Below are 16747 nucleotides of genomic sequence, written 5' to 3'. Positions count from 1 at the left end.
GCCCGCAATAAGGACTTCCCATGCGTATTCTTGTGGTCAACGTCAACACCACCGAATCCATCACCCAGGCCATCGCCCGCTCGGCGCAGGCCGTCGCGTCTCCCGGTACGGAGATCGTCGGCCTGACACCGTTCTTCGGCGCCGACTCGGTGGAAGGCAATTTCGAAAGTTACCTGGCGGCCATCGCCGTGATGGACCGGGTGATGTCTTACGATCAACCGTTCGACGCGGTGATTCAGGCCGGCTACGGCGAACACGGCCGCGAAGGATTGCAGGAACTGCTCAACGTGCCGGTGGTGGACATCACCGACGCCGCCGCCAGTACCGCGATGTTTCTCGGTCACGCCTATTCGGTGGTGACCACGCTGGATCGCACCGTGCCGCTGATCGAGGACCGGCTGAAACTCTCGGGCCTGTGGGATCGCTGTGCCTCGGTGCGGGCCAGTGGTCTTGCGGTGCTGGAGCTGGAGCACGAACCACAGCGCGCACTGGAAGCCATCGTGCAGCAGGCGGAGCTGGCGGTGACCCAGGACAAGGCCGAAGTGATCTGTCTGGGCTGCGGCGGCATGGCCGGGCTGGATGAACAGATTCGTCGCCGCACCGGGGTGCCGGTGGTGGACGGCGTGACGGCGGCGGTGACCATTGCTGAATCGCTGGTGCGGCTGGGGTTGTCGACGTCCAAAGTGCGGACTTACGCGACGCCACGGCCAAAGCAGATCATTGGCTGGGCGGAGCGGTTTGCCCGGTAGACCGGGTTATCGCTCTTCGCGAGCAGGCTCGCTCCCACATTGGATCTGTGGCGATCAAAAATCCCCTGTGGGAGCGAGCCTGCTCGCGAAAAGGTCAACTCGGTCCCAACGCGTCCTCAGACAGCACTGAACCGCCGAGCCAACCCCTGCTGCGCAAACTGCTCAATCACAAAATCGACAAACGCCCGAGTCTTGCCCGGCAACAATTTATGCTCGGCGTAGTAGATCGAAATGTTGCCGTCATCGATGTACCAGTCCGGCAGCACCCGCTGCAACGTGCCCGCGTCGAGGTAACCCACGGCAAACGGCATGCTGACCAGTGCGATCCCCAGACCTTGCGCTGCCGTGGCGCAGGCGGCTTCGGAGTCGCTCATGGTCATTCGCGTCTTGAGGCTCAAGGGCTGACAGAGCTGACTGCGGCCACTGATCAACTGCCAGGAGCGCACTCGACCGGTCTGCGGCGAACGAATCAGGATGCCATCGTGACGTTGCAGGTCATCAGGTTCGGCGATCGCTTCGTGCTTTTGCAGATAGTCAGCAGACGCCACCAACACGCGATGTGCGGGTGTCAACTTGCGTGCGACCACGCCTTGGGGCAATTCAAAGCCGCCGCCAATCGCCGCATCGAAACCCTGCCCTATCAAATCGACCTGACGGTTATCAAAATGCCAGTCAGGGTTGATCGCCGGAAACCGACGTAAAAACTCTTGCAGCAGCGGTACGACATACAGCCGCCCGAATACCGTGCCCATGCTGACTTTCAACGTCCCCGCCGGCAGCCCTTCCACACTCGACAGATTGGCCACCGCATTCTGAATCGTCGTCAGACTGCCACTGACCTGACTCAAAAACAGCTGACCGGCCTCGGTCAGGGTCAGGCTGCGTGTACTACGCTGGAACAGCCGTACACCGAGCCGCACCTCGAGCTTCGCCACACTCTTGCCGACAGCGGCCGGGGTCAGGCTCAAGCGCCGGGCGGCCTCGGCAAAGCTGCCGACTTCGGCGCTGCGCACGAAGCATTCGATACTGCTGAAAGTTTCCATGATCGCCACTATAAACTTCTGGTTTACACAGACTATAGCAATCATGGTCTACACGGTTGTCGATGCGAGGCCGATACTCGGCTCCAACTACAAGGCACCCCGCCTTGAATTCTCTGGAGATCGAACATGACCACTCAACACCTCAGCGGCAAAGTCGCTCTGATTCAAGGCGGTTCTCGTGGTATCGGCGCCGCCATCGTCAAACGTCTGGCCGCCGAAGGCGCCGCTGTCGCATTCACCTACGTCAGCTCTACCGCCAAGGCCGAAGAGTTGCAGAACAGCATCACCGCCAACGGTGGAAAAGCCCTGGCGATCAAGGCCGACAGCGCCGATGAAAAAGCCATCCGCAATGCCGTCAGCGCCACGGTCGAGGCCTTTGGCCGCCTGGATATTCTGGTGAACAACGCCGGCGTCCTGGCCATCGCGCCGCTGGAAGACTTCAAACTGGAAGACTTCGACCAGACCCTGGCGATCAACGTACGCAGCGTGTTCATCGCGTCTCAGGAAGCCGCTAAACACATGGGCGAAGGCTCGCGCATCGTCAACATCGGCAGCACCAACGCCGACCGCATGCCCTTTGGCGGTGGCGGGGTGTACGCGATGAGCAAATCGGCGCTGGTCGGCCTGACCAAAGGCCTGGCCCGTGATCTCGGCCCGCGCGGCATCACCATCAACAACGTGCAACCCGGCCCGGTCGACACTGACATGAACCCGGCCCATGGCGATTTCGCCGAGAGCCTGATCCCGCTGATGGCGGTGGGCCGTTACGGCACTGCTGATGAAATCGCCGGTTTCGTCGCTTATCTGGTCGGCCCGGAAGCCGGTTACATCACCGGTGCCAGCCTGACCATCGACGGTGGTTTTGGCGCCTGATTGCGCTGAATCCCGGATACAAAAAACGCCGCACCTCTTTGCAGAGGGCGGCGTTTTTTATCGGCGCTTATTGGCTGATCAAGCCCACTCCAGCGCCGGCAAACCGCAGGCACTCGGGGTGAACGCCTTGAGCGTGCGCAGAATCCCGTCGGCATGCGCGTATTTTTCATCGGCCATGGCCGCGTCGGGAATCGCAATGGCAGTCATTCCCGCCGCTTTCGCGGCGGTGACGCCAAACGGCGAATCCTCGAACACCAGACAGTCTTCAGGCGCTACACCCAGACGCCGGGCGGCGGTGAGAAAGATGTCCGGCGCCGGTTTTGCTGCGCCAACTTCGGGGTCGTCGGCGGTGACGATGAAATCGAACAGGGCAAACCAGTCGCGGTGCAAGGTGGTTTTCTGGCCGAACGACTGCCGCGACGAACTGGTGCCCACGGCGATCGGAATGTTGTGCGCCTTGAGGTGGCGAATCAGCTCCTCCGCGCCGGGCATCGCCTGGGCCTTGGGAAAGCGTTCACGCATCAGCGGCTCGCGGATCAGCAGAAACTCTTCGGCGCTGATCGGCAGATCCAGCGCCTGCACCACGTAGTTCGCCAGGTCATTGGCGCCACGACCGATGATGTTCTGTTTAACACTCCAGTCGAAGGTCCGCCCGTAACGCTCGGCAATGAGCGAGGTGACCTCGGTGTAGATACCTTCGGTGTCCAGCAGCAAACCGTCCATGTCGAAAATCACGGCCTTGATCGGGCCAAACGTCTTCATCGGTGCATTCATCATCGGATCCGTTATCAAAAACATCCCGGGCGGCCCAGCCGGCGCCGCTACGCGGATCTGATTAATGGGTTCAGCAGCATAGCGAGGCCAGCGGACATTGAGCAACGGGCAATGTTTACGGGCGGTGGAAAGACTCGCTGATATTTAGCGAAATGCCCTACAGATAACGCCTACTTTCCCGACTTCTTTCCATGTTGATCCCCCGCAAAGTCCGCGCACCTCTTTCATGTGCGCGAGTGCTTGCGAATGTTCCAAACCGATCGGCTCCTGGCCCTGAACAACAGCATCGGCCTGCTGGTGGTTGCCGCCCTGAACCCGCAACACCCGGACTTCGAAACGCTGATCCGCGAGTTCCGCCTGTGCCTGAACGACTACGAGGCCTGGGCCGAGCAGTTCTGGACGGGAACCGCGCTGGATATCGAGCAGGTGTTCAAGGTCGGCGACGACGTGCACCTCAGCGCTCCGGTCAAATCCCGCCAGCCGATCCAGACCTCGGTGGTCATGTGCCCCGCCAGCGGCCCGTTGACTCTGGTGCACCTGTTCGAGGCAGTGCGCTTCGTACCGATCGGCAATACCCCGGTGATGCTGGAACCGGTGATCGGCGAAGTCGACGGGGTATTGAGTTTCGGTGAACCGCTGCGCCATACCATCGGCCCGAGCGGCATTCTGGAAGTCAGCGACTGCGACCGGGGCCAGCGTTATCGCATCACCTTCTTTCCTGATGTTTCCACCGACCATATCCAAGCGCTGTACGCCTCCTATGAAGAGATTCTGGACGGGCTGGAGGTCTGGCTTCGCCAGGAGTGGGACGGGTTTCAGCCGCTGTGGGCGGAGTTTTCCGGCGCCGGTTTGGCTGATCGTTACCAGCAGTTGCAACAGGCCGACTGGCGCGGTTTCGAGAAAGCCCTGCACGACATCTGGGATGACGTTAAACAGCTGTTTGCCCTGCTCGCCGACCTGCAGGCCAACAGTGAAAAACTCCTGCAGTACTTGAGCGATGTCGAGTTGCAAGCGCTGCTCGACGCCTCCGGCGAGGCCATCGCCAATGGCTTGCTGATCCTCAGTGACGAGCCGTTGCTGTTTATCCATCTGGCAGCCTTCACCAGTTGGTTGAAGATGCTGCCGCCGCAGTACCTGGCGGAAGTGGTGGCAGAAGTCCGGGTCGAGTTGTTGATCAGCTTTTTGCTGATGCGCGTTTGCGGCGGCGTTGGCGTGCCCGTGCGACTGAGCAGCAAGGTGCTGAGCAAGATCAAGTCGCCCCGGGCGCGGCAATGGCTGGCCGCATCGGCCTTGCGCCTGAGCGAACTGACCTCCACTGCGGATCTGAGCAAGCACGCGGGCGCGCTGAAGCCGTTGATGGTGCATGCGCGCGACATCCCGTTGAAGCCGACGCCGGCGATCCCGCTGAACATTCGACAAGCGGACGCCGTGGTTTTAAGCGTGCCAAATCCGGCACCGATGGCCCGGGACAAGTCCCGTGGCACGACGCGGATGGAGCGACACGAACCCCACGACGACAATCCCGATCAAGCGAAAAACCCCAACGGCGACAGCGCCGACTGCGCCCCGTTGACCTGCACCAACGGCTGTCCGGTGTCGATGGTTACCGGCGAAGAACTGCTGACCCTGACCGACGGCACGCTCGATGGGGTGTTGCCGTTCGAGTTCACCCGGTTGTACCGCACCAGCGCGGTGGAGGTTGATGTCGGGCTGGGGTTTGGCTGGAGCCATTCGCTGGCGCATCGGCTGGAGTTCGATGGCGAGGCGGTGATCTGGGTCGATCACGAGAATCGCCGTACGCGGTTTCCGTTGCCCAGTGTGGAGCGGCCGCAGATTCACAACAGCCTGTCGCGGGCGGCGATTTTTCTCGGGGATGAACCGGAGGAACTGATCCTCGCGCTGGCCGGGGATACAGCGCGGTTTTATCACTTTCGTGCCGGGCGGCTGGTGGCGTTCAGTGATGCGTATGGCAATCGTCTGACGGTGCATCGCGATTTTTCCGAGCGTGTGCAGCGCCTGGATAACGGGGCCGGGCGGTCGTTGTTGTTGCGCTACGACCGGGCGCATCTGGTGGCGGTTGATTACCAGGTGCTTGGGGCTGATGGCTGGCGCACCGAGCAAACGCTGGTCAGTTATTGCTACGACGCCCGTCAGCGTTTGTTGGCTGCGACCAACGCGGTCGGTGACAGCGAGCGTTACGACTACGACGATCAGCACGTCATCCTGCAGCGGCAACTGACCGGCGGCGCGAGCTTTTTCTGGGAGTGGGAACGCTCGGGCAAGGCGGCGCGCTGCGTGCGGCACTGGGCGTCGTTCGCGCAGATGGACACCCGTTACGTCTGGGCCGATGACGGCAGCGTCGCGGTGCACTACGTCGATGGCAGCGAAGAAACCTACGTCCACGACGACAGCGCACGGCTGGTGCGCAAGGTCGAGGCCGATGGCGGTGAGCACCTCAAGGCTTATGACGACGCGGGCCGGCTGATCGCCGAGCAGGATCCGCTGGGCGCGGTCACCGAATACCGCTACGACGACGTCGGACGGCTGATCGCGCTGCTTCCGCCGGACGATGAGCCAACGTCCTACGAGTACCGCAACGGTTTCCTGCACAGCCGTTCTCGCGGCGAGGCGGTGTGGACGTTTCGGCGCAACGCCGAGGGCGATGTCACCGAGACGGTCGATCCCGACGGACAGGTCACCCATTACTACTACGACACGCGCGGGCAGTTGCTGTCGATCCGCTATCCGGACAGCAGCCGGCACAAGTTGTCGTGGAACGACCTCGGGCAACTGATCGAGGAAACCCTGCCCGACGGTGGTGTGCGGCGCTTTTCCTACGACGAGCGGGGGCGACGGACGACCACTTGCGACGAATACGGCGCGATCACCCGTCAGCAGTGGGATTCGGTTGGCCGACTGGTTCAAACGACATTTCCTACAGGCGCCACTCGCGCCTACAGCTATGGCGCTTACGGCCAAGTCACTGCCGAACGCGACGAACTCGGGCGCATCACCCGCTACGAGTATGACGACGACCTGCATCTGGTCTCGCGCAAGATCAACCCCGACGGCACGCGGGTGCAGTACCGCTACGACCATGCGCAGTTGTTGCTCACGGAAATCGAGAACGAATCCGGGGAAAAGTACCGGCTGGACTACACGCCAACCGGATTGATCCGACAGGAAACCGGCGTCGATGGTCGGCGCACCGCTTACGCCTACGACCGCAACGGGCACCTGCTGGAAAAAACCGAGTTCGGCGATGACGGCTCGACGCTGGTCACCGCCTACGCGCGTGATGCGGCCGGGCGCTTGCTGCTGAAAACCCTGCCCGACGGGGTTGAGGTGGCTTACACCTACGACCGCCTGGGTCGTTTGACCGGGGTTGATGACGGCCAGCAACATCCACTGGCCTTCGAATACGACCTGCAGGATCGGCTGATCACCGAGCATCAGGGCTGGGGCACCCTGCGTTACACCTACGACGCCTGCGGCCAGCTCAAGCGCCAGCGTCTGCCGGACAACAGCAAGCTCGACTATCACTACGCCAAGGGCGGCGCGCTGACCGCCATCGACCTCAATGGCACGCGGCTGACCAGCCATCAGTTTGAATGCGGTCGTGAGCAACAACGCCAGCAAGGCCTGCTGCTCAGCGATTATGCCTACGACGATCAGGGCCGTTTACTCGCCCACGCTGTAGGCCATCAGCACGACTCGCTGTATCGCCGGGATTATGCCTACAGCGCCAACGGCAACCTCGAGCACATCGCCGACAGCCGCCATGGCCAGCGCACCTACGGCTACGACGCCCTCGACCGCTTGATCCGCGTGCGCCACTCGCGCGACGAACTACCCGAATCCTTCGCCCACGATCCCGCCGGCAACCTGCTGATGCAAGATCGCCCCGGCCCGACCCGGATCAAGGGCAATCGCCTGCTGATGCAGGGCGACCGGCATTACGACTACGACGCCTTCGGCAACCTGATTCGCGAACGCCGTGGCCGTGACCAGCAACTCGTCACCGAATACCGCTACGACTGCCAGCACCGCCTGATCGGCCTGACCCGCGCCGATGGCCAAACCGCGTCCTACCAGTACGACGCCTTCGGCCGACGCATCCGCAAAACCGTCGACGGCCAGACCACCGAATTCTTCTGGCAAGGCGACCACCTCGTCGCCGAAAGCAGCAAAACCCACCACCGCAGCTACGTCTACGAACCCGGCACCTTCCGCCCCCTGGCGCTGCTCGACGGCAAAGGCCCGAAACGCGCTTGCCCGTTCTACTACCAACTCGACCACCTCGGCACGCCGCAGGAACTCACCGACTACAGCGGCGAAATCGTCTGGTCGGCGCAATACGACGCCTACGGCAAGGTGTCGGCGATCACCCTCGCGGGCGAGGACTACCTGGACCAGCCGCTGCGCTTTCAGGGGCAGTATTTCGATGCGGAGAGTGGGCTGCATTACAACCGGCATCGGTATTACGACCCGAGGTTGGGACGGTATTTGACGCCGGATCCCATCAAGTTGGCGGGTGGGTTGAATCAGTATCGGTATGTGCCGAATCCGACGGGGTGGGTGGATCCGTTGGGGTTGACGTCGAACTGTCCGCCGCCGAACAGGCCAGGCTGTGAGGTGCCGGGTGGGATTGGTGGCGCTAAGGTAGATGTGGGTGAACCACAATTACCGGACTTGATTCATGGCGTTGACCCACATTCAGTGAAGCGAACGCATGCGATCATGGGAAAAAAATCAACTAAACACGTCGAAAAAATAAGGGATCAAATGCGAGCAGGTGGATACGATGTCAGCTATCCCATAGACGTAGCAGAACATCAGGGCAACTTCTATATTCTAGATGGACATCACCGTGCAGCAGCTGCAAAACAAACAGCAACACCTATAACTATAAAACTGATCACGAACATCAGAGAGCACAAAGGAGAGCTCAATACTATCGAAGAAGTCATTGAATCGGCTAACAATGTCGGACACGACCGATTGGAGCATCACAGAAGAAGATGAAAAAAAACGATAAAAATCTTGAGGACCTAATAACTGACTTCCTTTCAAAAGTTGAAAGTGGAACAGAATTACTACAAAAAAAATTTGGCACTCGGAATATTTTAAGACTTTGGCGAAGCAAGCAAATCGAACGCTGCGGTGAAATAACTGATGAAATTCAATATGAACTGCACGGCGTAGGGTGCGCCATTCACTTCCCATTAGAATCAGTGGACTTTGATTATGGTTCGGATAACAGAATCGACGGTTTTGATGTATGGCGTCTTTACATTTACGCTAGCGATAGGCCATCTAAATATAAAAAATACTGCGACAAAAAAACAATTGAAAAGGAGTTTCAAGAATACATCGCATCAGGTCGAATAAAAAAAATGTCGACATCAGATAACCTTTACGTACTAGTCAGACCTGAATTAACAGGCAAATAACAAAATATTTTGTCGGTTTGCTTTCGTCCGGCTTGACGACTGTTTAACAAGCTTGACCTCGAGAACAAACCGATCCGAATCAAAGGGCCTGAAGTACAGGCCCCGGATATTTAAATTCAGTGCGCCGCCACGCTCGACTTTCAAGACAACTTATTGCTCATCCTCATTCTCTTCATACTCCTCATCCAAAGCCTCATCCGCATCATTCAACGGCACCGTCGCATCATCCATCAGCGACCCCGGATCCTCGTTCCCCGGATCATTGATAAACGGCAGACCACTCGGGCCTTTTTCTTCCTTGCCTTCGGTTTCGGGCGTCATGGCAAACCTCTACGTCTGGTGGGTTGTATAACGTTCGAAAAGCCTTACAGCCAATCGTTCCAGTATCCGACCGCCAGAAACGAAAAACCCGGCGCCAGGCCGGGTTTGTTTTCGAATATTCAATCAGTGATGGCGGTTTTTGTGTTTGTACTTGTTGTGCTTGTGACCACCACCGGAATGAGCTCTGCCACCGTCGTCACCCAGGTTGTTGCCCACCGCACCACCCGCTGCGCCGCCCAAACCGGCACCAATGGCCGAACCAGTGGAGCCGCCCAGGCTGTTGCCGACCACTGAGCCGCCGGCAGCGCCGAGACCACCGCCAATGGCGGCTTCGGTGCGATTGTGTTTATTCGCCCCGACCGCGCTGCCCGCCGCGCCACCGACACCTGCGCCAACCGCGGCACCGGTGCTGCCACCTAGCTGGCCACCGACCACGTTACCGAGGACACCGCCCAAACCGCCACCTACGGCGGCGCTGCCATCTCCGGCGGCCATCGCACCTTGAGCGATGAATAATCCGAAAAACAGTGCAGACAATGACAAGCGCATTTGAACCTCACAGTTCCCGAATCGGGAGGGTATGCCCATAGGGCCTATGTCAGATTGGAGACATTTTTCGAGAAAACGTTCAGCCATGAAAAAACCCGACATCGAGCCGGGCTTTTTCTGACAAACGTTCGCTATCAGTGACGCTTGTGACCTTTGGACAGGTTAGCGCCGACGGCACCACCCGCAGCGCCACCAAGACCGGCGCCAATGGTTGCACCATTCCGGCCGCCCAGGCTGTTGCCGATCACCGAACCACCGGCCGCGCCAACACCACCACCAATAGCCGCTTTGGTGCGGCTGCCCTTGCCGGCAGCCATCGCACTGCCCGCCGCGCCTGCAACACCGGCACCAATCGCTGCGCCCGTGCTGCCGCCCATCTTCTGGCCAACCACGTTACCCAGCGCGCCACCCAGACCGCCGCCGAGTGCTGCAGTACCCTCACCGGCGACCGCACCTTGAGCAGCCAGAAGCCCCAGAACCAGAGCAGGCAATGTTAGACGCATGACGAAAACCTCAAAAATAGGGAGATCAAAAGGGGCCGAGATTGAAAGCTGCCGACGCGCTGAAGTCCAGACAAATCAGCTGCCGCCGCGCACTTGGCGCCGATTGGACAGCGATTTCGCCAAAGGTTTTATCGCAGGCAAAAAAAAGCCCGCTGGGGAGACGGGCTGGAGACTTGCTTTCTAACGGATGGCTTCACCCTACGACCGTGGACGTGAAAAGTTTGTGAAAAACACCAAACCGGGCCAAGAGTTTGTAGGAGATTTCCTTTTCATAAACAGCAGGCATAAAAAACCCCGTTCATAGACGGGGTCGTTCGGTCTCACTTTATTTTCTTGAGCGGGCCGAGACCTTTGGAAGGAATTTGGCTTTCGGCCCCTTGGGTGCCGTGGACTTGATCTTGCCGGTCTGCACCGGATCCTCGCCAAAGCCCGATTGGTACTCCGTCTGGCCGCAACGGACACAGTTGTTGAATGAAAATTCGGCTCCATCGTCTTCGATATACGGATCAGTCATAGCCTCTCCCCTTTGCGATAGATCGACACCGGCAAAGCCCTTTTGCCTGAAAAAATATCGACCTCCAAGGCTTTTGAGACTAGCCGGTCATTACCGGACTTGTGGTTCAGTTCGACCGATGCCCGACGAATGGCCTACACCTGCTCAACATCCGAACCAACCGTTGATCTCACAACGCTAAAGATTCCCGCCCACAGGCCGTTGCCCTTTTTCATACAAATGAATCTCAAGGAGAGAACATGAAAATCAACGGATTCCCGGAAATGCCGGTCGTAAAACTCACGGACGAACAAATCGCTGCCGGCAAAGCCGCCGGTGAAAAATTCAAGGAAAAGCTCGCATCAGGCGACATCACCATCACGTACCCGGACAAACCGGTTCTGACTCCCGGCGTTATCTACCACCCGAGTCAGCCGGCCGATCCGACGCCCTCCACCGGCACCCCGCCGATGGTCGCAGTCGATACGCCCCTGACCTATGACGCCCACGGGCTTGTCATCCTCAAGCCACAGGGCTGATCGAAAGCAGAAAAGCAAAAAGCCCATTCATCATCTGAATGGGCTCGCTTGAACACCGCGACTGCATCAACGCAACTTGACCGCCGTACCCGTCGCGAACACCACAACCATGCCACCCTTGCCCGCCGGCATGCTGATCTCGAAATCCAGCCCGACCACCGCATCCGCCTGCAACGCCCGCGCCCGTTCCTTGATCTCGTCCGTCGCCTGAACCCGCGCCTCTTTCAACGCACGCTCCAGCGTCTGCGAGCGCCCACCGAAAAAATCGCGCATGCCGGCAAACATGTCACGGATCACGTTGACGCCCTGCACCGACTCCGCGCTGACAATGTCCAGGTACGCGGTGATCTGTCGGCCTTCGATGGCGTGGGTGGTGGAGATGATCATGGGAACAGTCCTTTTTTCTACTGATAAAACGGCGATTGTAATGCGCTATGGGAAATCAGACCGAACCCTTCCTGTGTAACCTGTACGTCGAATTACTCTAAAGGCAGGACGAAGGCGGAGCGTGCAAGTGCAAAAGCCCGACTCGCCCCTTTGTAGCACGCCAGTCCCCAACTCGTTCTATCGCCCTCCGCGTCCCTCAGTCAGCTCGGTCACACCAATCCTGGTGTCAGCACAAGTCCTACAATGTGCAACTCATAGGGCGAGATGTCACTTTTCTAAGTAGGAATTTTAAAATATTACACATTAAAATTTAGCTAGTAAAAAGCCGCCTCATAGGCGGCTCAGCACTTGGGCAATACTTGAGATTAGAGGTAGCGAACACTCAACTCATTCATCGTACAGTTCGTTTATTTGCAACCTCACGCAGTCAGTTTTTATAGCAATCGTGAACTCAACTGCACAGATTATATTTTCTTTAGCATCCCTGTAAGCTCTCTTCCCGATGGACCATCCATTACGAGATAACGAACTTTGTCTCCAACGGAAAGGTATTGCTTTCCGGTATTCCTATCAAAATTTTCTCCTATAGCGATGGCAACATCCTTACTCCCATCATCCGGACTGATAATGGCAAATTTTGCGCTGGACTTCCCCAAACGATGCCAATCTCCGAAAATGATTTAACAACCCCCTTGACATTTCTCTCTGACATATCGATCTCCTTACAAGTGATATAAAAGCTTAATTACGCCGTCCCCGCAGATAAGGCGCTGCACGGAGAAATTTGTATACTGTAAAACTTGACAGGTATTACGATTCAGCTCCGTAGAAAACAAACCGTTCGTCGCCTCATTCATGCTCTAGAAATTCATAACTCAAACAACATATTTAGTGTGTTCAAACGAGCTGGTGCTCTCCTGCGAATCATGGTCCTCTCTGGTGCCAGATCTACCTTACGTAAATGAAAAAGACTGGCTGGCTAAAAATCCTCTTCATCCTTTCGCGAACTTGGTTGCATGGTCAGTGCCCGCATACCTATACCAGCCAATTGCATACCCAAGTGCGGTGCTTCGATTGACTTGATTGCTAAGCAGGTTGGGAATAACAACTGGAACTCGTCCGGCAGCACCGCCGGCATTTTCCCGAGTCGACCAAGCTCGCTGTGAACAGTTTCGGGGCACTAACTAGGAGTTGGGCTGACCATCTAAAACAACAGCGTGGCCGCGACTTCTTTCGGGTACAAAAACAAGGCAAAGGTCCACGGGCGGCCGCGTTGGGATAACATTCAAATCGATCAGATTTACCACCTGGACCTGCAAGACTGCATTCAGGGGCCGCTGTCGAAGCGCCCGAAGAAAAGACCATCCGCGACATCATCAGCAATGTGCGCCAGGTGTTCAGACTCTACCGCACACGGCAGAAGGTCGCGCACGATCCGACTGAGGGTTATTCGTGCGTCTGCCCGATCCAGAAGCACCGGATCCATTCACCAGTGCGGAGATAGAGCAGATTCTCGAAACACGCACCAACCGCACCCAGGAACTGCTGATGGTTCAGTTCATGATTTGGGCAGGCCCACGGGTGTCGGAGACCATCGCGCTGGCGTGGGAGGACGTCGATCTGAAACAAGGAACGGTGACTTTCCGCAGATCAAAGGTGCGGGGGGCCTATCGCGTGACGAAGACTCGGCGCTCTACGCGCAAGGTGCGTCTGCTGGAACCCGCGTGGGATGCCCTTCGCAAGTTGAACGCGATCAACCAGCTCAAGACCGTGGATACGGTCGAAGTCGTCGAGCGGGACAACAAGACAGTCCGCAAGCATAAGCTGCACTTTGTATTCCTCAATACCAAGAGCGGCCTGCCGCACATCAGCGACTTCGTCGTGAGGGACAGATTCTTCAAAGCGCACTTGAAAGCGGCCGGCGTTCGCTATCGCGGTCCTGGCCAGTGCCGCCACACCTACGCCAGCCAGTTGCTGACCACCGGGGTTGCCTCGGTCGACTGGATCGCGGAGCAGATGGGGCACACCAGCGCGAACATGATCCGACAGCACTACGGCAAGTGGATCAACGAGGACGGCCCGGATGTCATCGGTATGCTGCAACATGCCATGGGCATACAGCCACCAAATGGTGAAGAATCCCTGTAAACCGAGGTTAAAGCACAGGTCATTCAGCCGCCGGTGTTCCAAAGGATGTCCGCATATAACCGAATGGTGCCCCCACGAAAACTTTAACGTATCCAGGGGGCTAGTAATTTAATTTGACGTTGAAGATCAGATCTGAAATCACAAAGTTAGTTTTGTACTTGTGAGAAGGAGTGAAGAAATCTATGATGGCCGCAAGCCACTATTTTCTACAGCCAAAAAGAACCAATACATATGCTAGACGATATAACAACCACTATAAAAGCCCAACTATATGAGCGTGTAACCAGCCCACTCTTAGGATCATTTCTTATCTCATGGTGCTTGATAAACTACAAACTAATATTAATACTATTCTCATCTCTTTCAGCACCAGAAAAGATAACTTATATAGAGTTCAATCTTTTCCCCTCAGTTCAGGACTACATGCTGAAAGGGGTATTTTTCCCTCTTATAGCGACCCTTGCGATAATTTTAGTTTACCCCTATCCAGCAGCTAAAATTTACGAAATATCCCGAAACAATAGAAAAAAACTAAAAGAAATCCAACAAAAGATTGACGATGAAACACCAATCACCCGAGATGAAGCAAGAAAGATCAGAAAAGCCGCTGTCCAAATACAAATCGACTTTGAAGAGCAAACAAAAAGAAAAGATAGCGAAATAGAATTTTTGAAATCATCCGTCCTTCAGCTGACAGAAGAATCGAAAACAGTTATACCCCGCGAAAAAGACTTAACAGCAAGAATACTTGAGCTCGAGACCATGAGTGCGCTTCAGCGCAGTGATATCACACAGCTAACTAGCGCAAACGAAAAATATAAGGAGTACATCGACACAACACTCCGCTTTACCCCCCAAAATAACTACGGCTCACCCGACAAAAAAACACATGCTAGTTCAGAAAGCACGAACACCAAAAACAATAAAACCAACAGCGCCCCACATGAAACATTAATTCTAAAAATAAAAGAATACCTAAAAGATACAAACATATTCCAAAACCAAGATACCAAAATTAAAGCGATTAATAATCAGATAATTCTAGAGTATCCGCACCAAGGAATGATTGAATCTTATAAACTCGGAGAAATGGACCCCGCAAACTTCGCAAAGTCCTTGATGGAGATGATGGATAATGCGAAGTCAGTTTGGAACAATCGGGTTCGATAAACGCCTTGCAGCCATAACTTACACCTACAGTACCTAATACACATGCGAGATGCCTGCGGAAGTTTGACGAATTGAGCAGGCGTAAGCTCGTGGAAACAATAGATATAGTCGACCTAAACAGAGAGACAGTCTGCAAGCACAAGCTGCACTCCGTATTTCTGAACACCAAGAGCGGCCAGCCATACGTCAGCAAATTTGTCGTGGGAGATAGGCTTTTCAAAGCACACTTGAAAGCTAATGGCGTTCGGGAGTAGATGGGCCACACCAGCGCGAACATGATCCGACAGCACTACGGCATGTGGATCAACGAGGACGGCCCGGACGTCATCGGTATGCTGCAGCACGCCTTGGGCATTCAGCCTCCAGGTGGAGACGACGCTCCGTAAACAGGGCTTCGGAAGCGGGCAACCCAGCAGCCCATATTCCCATGGATGTTCCCATGTGGGCCTTTTTTGCCCCCTAAAAACACAAAACCCCTGAAAACTTTAACGTTTTCAGGGGTTTAGTCGTTTCAAATTTGGCGGTGAAGGAGAGATTCGAACTCTCGATACAGTTTCCTGTATACACACTTTCCAGGCGTGCTCCTTAAGCCACTCGGACACTTCACCGTATCTCTTCAAACATGTTCTGTCTGTCGAGGCGCGCTAATGTAGTCGAAAGCTTTTCTGATGGCAAACTTTTTTTCAGAATTTTCATGCGGTTAAGACAAAAAGGCGTTTCGCCCCACCTTGGGCGATGGCAAACCGGCCAATCTCTGGTGACGGCCACCCTTCTATATAGAAGCAGAATGGCGTGCTACGCCGGGCGCGGCCGGAAACGGTGACCGGCGAGTCAGTCACAGCGCTTTACCTGGCCTACGGTGGTGGGTAACGTCTGCCCATCTTTCTTACAAGGAATAGCGTCATGAGTGAGTTGATTGCCTACCACCTCGAAGACGGTATCGCGACCCTGACCTTGAACAACGGCAAGGTCAATGCCATTTCCCCGGACGTGATTGCGGCGTTCAACGCGGCGCTGGATCAGGCGAAGACTGATCGTGCCATCGTGATCATTACCGGTCAGCCGGGGATTCTGTCTGGCGGCTATGACTTGAAGGTGATGACCGCCGGGCCTAAAGAAGCCGTGGCGCTGGTGACTGCGGGTTCGACACTCGCCCGTCGCCTGCTGTCCCACCCGTTTCCGGTGATCGTTGCCTGCCCAGGCCACGCCGTGGCCAAAGGTGCATTCCTGCTGCTGTCCGCCGACTACCGCATCGGTGTCGACGGCCCGTTCAGCATCGGTCTGAACGAAGTGCAAATCGGCATGACCATGCACCACGCCGGCATCGAGCTGGCGCGTGATCGTCTGCGTCGTTCGGCGTTCCACCGTTCGGTGATCAACGGCGAAATGTTTGATCCGAAAAGCGCGGTGGATGCCGGCTTCCTCGACAAGGTGGTGGCTGCCGAAGAGCTGCAAGGCGCAGCCCTGGCCGCGGCGCGTCAGTTGAAGAAGATCAACATGAACGCGCACAAGAACACCAAGCTCAAAGTGCGCAAGGCGCTGCTCGAAGCCCTCGACAACGCGATCATCCAGGATCAGGAACATCTGGGCTAAGCCCGCGCTTCCCAAGCCAAAGAAAAGCCCGACCGTCGTGTCGGGCTTTTTCTTACGCGTTCGATTGATCGAGCGTCGACTGCTCTAGCTCGGGTCTGACAATCAACTCGGAAACATGCGCTTAAACATCGCCTATCTCCGGACTCTATAGC

At 56.6% G+C, this 16747-nt stretch carries 14 protein-coding genes, 1 tRNA gene and 1 pseudogene; 8 read left to right on the top strand and 8 right to left on the bottom strand.

Annotated elements, in window-relative coordinates:
• Positions 1–20: 20 nt before the first annotated feature.
• Positions 21–749, top strand: a complete 729-nt coding sequence (locus CRO59_RS12160; protein WP_027613303.1) for an aspartate/glutamate racemase family protein — start codon at positions 21–23, stop codon at positions 747–749.
• A 116-nt stretch (positions 750–865) separates the two neighbouring features.
• Here CRO59_RS12160 and CRO59_RS12155 read toward each other — a convergent pair whose 3' ends face one another.
• Positions 866–1792 (bottom strand): LysR family transcriptional regulator, encoded by a 927-nt coding sequence (locus CRO59_RS12155; RefSeq protein WP_097087811.1) that lies wholly within the window; start codon positions 1790–1792, stop codon positions 866–868.
• A 126-nt stretch (positions 1793–1918) separates the two neighbouring features.
• Here CRO59_RS12155 and CRO59_RS12150 point away from each other — a divergent pair, with 126 nt between their 5' ends.
• On the top strand, positions 1919–2665 hold the full coding sequence (locus CRO59_RS12150) for a 3-oxoacyl-ACP reductase family protein (protein WP_096797790.1): 747 nt from the start codon (positions 1919–1921) through the stop codon (positions 2663–2665).
• Positions 2666–2743: 78 nt separating this feature from the next.
• On the opposite strand, the gene CRO59_RS12145 is transcribed toward CRO59_RS12150, so the two are convergent.
• Positions 2744–3439 carry an HAD-IA family hydrolase gene (locus CRO59_RS12145; RefSeq protein ID WP_027613306.1) on the bottom strand — a complete coding sequence of 232 codons (696 nt, stop codon included), beginning with the start codon at positions 3437–3439 and terminating at the stop codon, positions 2744–2746.
• A gap of 246 nt (positions 3440–3685) precedes the next feature.
• Between CRO59_RS12145 and CRO59_RS29265 the strand changes: the two genes are divergently transcribed.
• Positions 3686–8464, top strand: coding sequence for an RHS repeat-associated core domain-containing protein (locus tag CRO59_RS29265; protein ID WP_097093088.1), 4779 nt, complete (start codon positions 3686–3688; stop codon positions 8462–8464).
• Positions 8461–8892, top strand: coding sequence for a hypothetical protein (locus tag CRO59_RS12135; protein ID WP_097087588.1), 432 nt, complete (start codon positions 8461–8463; stop codon positions 8890–8892). The genes CRO59_RS29265 and CRO59_RS12135 overlap by 4 nt, the downstream gene beginning before the upstream one ends.
• A gap of 150 nt (positions 8893–9042) precedes the next feature.
• Here the strand turns inward: CRO59_RS12135 and CRO59_RS28760 are convergent, their stop codons facing one another.
• The 4 genes from CRO59_RS28760 to CRO59_RS12120 all read right to left on the bottom strand — a co-directional run bounded on the left by CRO59_RS28760 (position 9043) and on the right by CRO59_RS12120 (position 10779).
• On the bottom strand, positions 9043–9213 hold the full coding sequence (locus CRO59_RS28760; protein WP_177325646.1) for a hypothetical protein: 171 nt from the start codon (positions 9211–9213) through the stop codon (positions 9043–9045).
• Between the two features lie 123 nt (positions 9214–9336).
• Positions 9337–9762 (bottom strand): YMGG-like glycine zipper-containing protein, encoded by a 426-nt coding sequence (locus CRO59_RS12130; RefSeq protein ID WP_027613308.1) that lies wholly within the window; start codon positions 9760–9762, stop codon positions 9337–9339.
• 134 nt (positions 9763–9896) lie between these two features.
• Positions 9897–10265, bottom strand: a complete 369-nt coding sequence (locus CRO59_RS12125) for a glycine zipper domain-containing protein (protein WP_097087586.1) — start codon at positions 10263–10265, stop codon at positions 9897–9899.
• 325 nt (positions 10266–10590) lie between these two features.
• Positions 10591–10779 carry a hypothetical protein gene (locus CRO59_RS12120; RefSeq protein WP_007960727.1) on the bottom strand — a complete coding sequence of 63 codons (189 nt, stop codon included), beginning with the start codon at positions 10777–10779 and terminating at the stop codon, positions 10591–10593.
• A 239-nt stretch (positions 10780–11018) separates the two neighbouring features.
• Between CRO59_RS12120 and CRO59_RS12115 the strand changes: the two genes are divergently transcribed.
• Positions 11019–11297 (top strand): hypothetical protein, encoded by a 279-nt coding sequence (locus tag CRO59_RS12115; RefSeq protein ID WP_097087585.1) that lies wholly within the window; start codon positions 11019–11021, stop codon positions 11295–11297.
• Positions 11298–11363: 66 nt separating this feature from the next.
• On the opposite strand, the gene CRO59_RS12110 is transcribed toward CRO59_RS12115, so the two are convergent.
• Complete coding sequence (locus CRO59_RS12110; RefSeq protein ID WP_027613311.1) at positions 11364–11684, bottom strand: YbjQ family protein; 321 nt, start codon at positions 11682–11684, stop codon at positions 11364–11366.
• A 1126-nt stretch (positions 11685–12810) separates the two neighbouring features.
• Between CRO59_RS12110 and CRO59_RS12105 the strand changes: the two are divergent.
• Both CRO59_RS12105 and CRO59_RS12100 read left to right on the top strand, forming a co-directional pair.
• Positions 12811–13832: pseudogene (locus CRO59_RS12105) on the top strand (tyrosine-type recombinase/integrase); the annotation flags it as partial.
• A 231-nt stretch (positions 13833–14063) separates the two neighbouring features.
• Positions 14064–15002, top strand: coding sequence for a hypothetical protein (locus tag CRO59_RS12100; RefSeq protein WP_097087583.1), 939 nt, complete (start codon positions 14064–14066; stop codon positions 15000–15002).
• Positions 15003–15520: 518 nt separating this feature from the next.
• On the opposite strand, the gene CRO59_RS12095 is transcribed toward CRO59_RS12100, so the two are convergent.
• A tRNA-Ser gene (locus CRO59_RS12095) sits at positions 15521–15610 on the bottom strand.
• Between the two features lie 295 nt (positions 15611–15905).
• Here CRO59_RS12095 and CRO59_RS12090 point away from each other — a divergent pair.
• Positions 15906–16595, top strand: coding sequence for a crotonase/enoyl-CoA hydratase family protein (locus tag CRO59_RS12090; protein WP_064586733.1), 690 nt, complete (start codon positions 15906–15908; stop codon positions 16593–16595).
• Positions 16596–16747: the final 152 nt, after the last annotated feature.

This window comes from Pseudomonas sp. LAMO17WK12:I5, assembly GCF_900215165.1.
GTDB lineage: Bacteria > Pseudomonadota > Gammaproteobacteria > Pseudomonadales > Pseudomonadaceae > Aquipseudomonas > Aquipseudomonas putida_A.
The sequence above is the reverse complement of the archived record's forward strand: the minus strand, read 5'-3'. Positions and strand labels throughout refer to the sequence as shown.

Coding starts and splice junctions, on each gene's coding strand:
- CRO59_RS12160 (WP_027613303.1), top strand. CDS start 21: ATGCGTATTCTTGTGGTCAACGTCAACACCACCGAATCCATCACCCAG.
- CRO59_RS12155 (WP_097087811.1), bottom strand. CDS start 1,792: ATGGAAACTTTCAGCAGTATCGAATGCTTCGTGCGCAGCGCCGAAGTC.
- CRO59_RS12150 (WP_096797790.1), top strand. CDS start 1,919: ATGACCACTCAACACCTCAGCGGCAAAGTCGCTCTGATTCAAGGCGGT.
- CRO59_RS12145 (WP_027613306.1), bottom strand. CDS start 3,439: ATGAATGCACCGATGAAGACGTTTGGCCCGATCAAGGCCGTGATTTTC.
- CRO59_RS29265 (WP_097093088.1), top strand. CDS start 3,686: ATGTTCCAAACCGATCGGCTCCTGGCCCTGAACAACAGCATCGGCCTG.
- CRO59_RS12135 (WP_097087588.1), top strand. CDS start 8,461: ATGAAAAAAAACGATAAAAATCTTGAGGACCTAATAACTGACTTCCTT.
- CRO59_RS28760 (WP_177325646.1), bottom strand. CDS start 9,213: ATGACGCCCGAAACCGAAGGCAAGGAAGAAAAAGGCCCGAGTGGTCTG.
- CRO59_RS12130 (WP_027613308.1), bottom strand. CDS start 9,762: ATGCGCTTGTCATTGTCTGCACTGTTTTTCGGATTATTCATCGCTCAA.
- CRO59_RS12125 (WP_097087586.1), bottom strand. CDS start 10,265: ATGCGTCTAACATTGCCTGCTCTGGTTCTGGGGCTTCTGGCTGCTCAA.
- CRO59_RS12120 (WP_007960727.1), bottom strand. CDS start 10,779: ATGACTGATCCGTATATCGAAGACGATGGAGCCGAATTTTCATTCAAC.
- CRO59_RS12115 (WP_097087585.1), top strand. CDS start 11,019: ATGAAAATCAACGGATTCCCGGAAATGCCGGTCGTAAAACTCACGGAC.
- CRO59_RS12110 (WP_027613311.1), bottom strand. CDS start 11,684: ATGATCATCTCCACCACCCACGCCATCGAAGGCCGACAGATCACCGCG.
- CRO59_RS12100 (WP_097087583.1), top strand. CDS start 14,064: ATGCTAGACGATATAACAACCACTATAAAAGCCCAACTATATGAGCGT.
- CRO59_RS12090 (WP_064586733.1), top strand. CDS start 15,906: ATGAGTGAGTTGATTGCCTACCACCTCGAAGACGGTATCGCGACCCTG.